2 protein-coding genes are annotated in these 1,956 nt (G+C 73.9%); both read right to left on the minus strand.

The window, feature by feature from the left end:
• The coding region (locus ACTUAL_RS00045; protein ID WP_440898810.1) for a hypothetical protein at positions 1 to 801 on the minus strand (801 nt) is incomplete at its 3' end.
• Between the two features lie 328 nt (positions 802 to 1,129).
• Positions 1,130 to 1,956: Vgb family protein (locus ACTUAL_RS00050; RefSeq protein WP_440898811.1), on the minus strand; the 827-nt coding region annotated here is incomplete at its 5' end.

Genomic DNA, 1,956 nt, shown 5'->3' on the forward strand with positions numbered 1-1,956 from the left:
CGTGCTGTTCGGCGACGTCTGCCAGATGTGCCACAACGCGCTCTCGCCGCCCAGGGCGAACACCTCCAGCCGACCGTCCTCGTTGCTGCCCACGCTGGGCGGCGAGGTCAGATAACCACCCAGGCTCGACCAGCCGCCCCAGGTGCTGTTCGGCGCGGTCTGCCAGATGTGCCACAGCGCGCCCTCACCACCGCGCGCGAACACCTCCAAGCGCCCGTCGGCGTTGTTGCCCACGGCGGGTGGCGAGGTCAGGTAGCCGCCGAGGCTGGACCAGGCGCCCCACCCGCTGTTGGGCGCGGTCTGCCAGATGTGCCACAGGGCGCTCTCCCCGCCGAGCGCGAAGACCTCCAGCCGACCGTCCTCGTTGCTGCCCACCACCGGGTCCGAGGTCAGGTAGCCGCCCAGGCTCGACCACGCGCTCCAGCCGCCGTTCGGGACCGTCTGCCAGGTGTGCCACAGGGCGTTGTCGCCGCCGCGGACGAACACCTCGAGCCGCCCGTCGGCGTTGCTGCCCACGGCGGGCGTCCCGGTGAACCAGCCGCCGAGGCTGGCCCAGTTCCCCCACGCGCCGTTCGGCGTGGTCTGCCAGATGTGCCACAGCGCCCCGTCCGCGCCTCGGGCGAACACCTCGAGCCGCCCGTCCTCGTTGTTGCCCACGCCCTGCGCGGACGACAGGGCGACGGCTTCCACGACCGGTGAGGTGTCGGCGGGCTCGGCCACCGCGCCCGGTGCGGCGGGCAGCAGGGTGGCGACGGCGAGCGCGGTTGCGGTGAGCAGGCGTCTGGCGAATCGCTCTTTCATGGTCGGAATTCCCCTCCGAGATCGAACGTCCTCGGCTCGGCCCGTGTTCGGGCGGCCGTCCGGACGGGGATTCACGTTGCCGGCACCGGGCGTCGCCCCACAGTGCCCGAGCGGGGGCGGGACGACACCGGAGGGGATATCTGCGGGTAATCGGAAAAAGCGCTCCGCAGAGTCATCAGCCCAGCTCAAAGCCGCGAAAAGGGGAACAGCGCGTGGTGCGTGCGGGAATTCACCTCACCCCGTCGCGACCTGGTTCAGGTGAAATCCGCGAACTCCGTTGACAGCCCTTTCCCGGCGGCCGAGGATTGTTCGCCCGCCGGGAAGCGGGTCAGGGTTCGACGCGGGCGAGGGCCCCGGATTCCAGGGCCGTCCACAGCGCGCCGTCCGGGCCGAGCGCGATGCCGTGCGGCTCGCTGCCGGGCGGCAGGGCGGCGGTCCCGGTCAGCTCGCCGTCCACGCTCATGCGGGTGACGGCGGCGGTGGCCCACTCGGTGAACCACAGCGCCCCGTCCGGGCCCTCGGTGATGGCGTGCGGGCGGGCCTCGGGGTCGGGCAGCGCGAACTCGGTGACCTCGCCGTCCGGGGTGATCCGGCCGATCCGCCCGGCGAGCACCTCGGTGAACCACAGCGCGTCGGCGGTGGCGGTGATGCCGACCGGGCCCGCGCCGGGGGTGGGCAGCGGGTGGACGCGCAGGTCGCCGTCCACGCCCAGCCTGGCGATCGCGCCCGCCTGGTTGAGGGTGCACCAGAGCGCCCCGTCCGGGCCGGTGGTGATCATGGCGGGGAAGCTGCCCGCGGGCAGGTCGAACCAGGTGGCGCGGCCACCCTCGATCCGGCCGATCCGGCCGGTGGTGGCGGCGGTGCACCACACCGCGCCGTCCGGGCCGCCGGTCACCCCGTACGGGCCCGCGCCGGGCAGGTCGACGGTGGTGGTGCGCCCGGCGGGGGTGGTGCGGCCGAGGCGGTGGTGGCGGAAGTCGGTGAACCAGAGGGCGTCGTCGGTGGCGGTGAGCACGGTCGGCGCGCACGGGGAGAGCTTGAGCGGCACGGGCGTGTGCTCGCCGTCGGTAGTCATCCGGCCGAGCCTGCCCGCGCCGACCTCGGTGAACCAGATCGCGCCGTCCGGGCCGACCGCGACGCCGTAGGGGCCGTCCG

The sequence above is a fragment of the Actinosynnema sp. genome, from assembly GCF_052038725.1.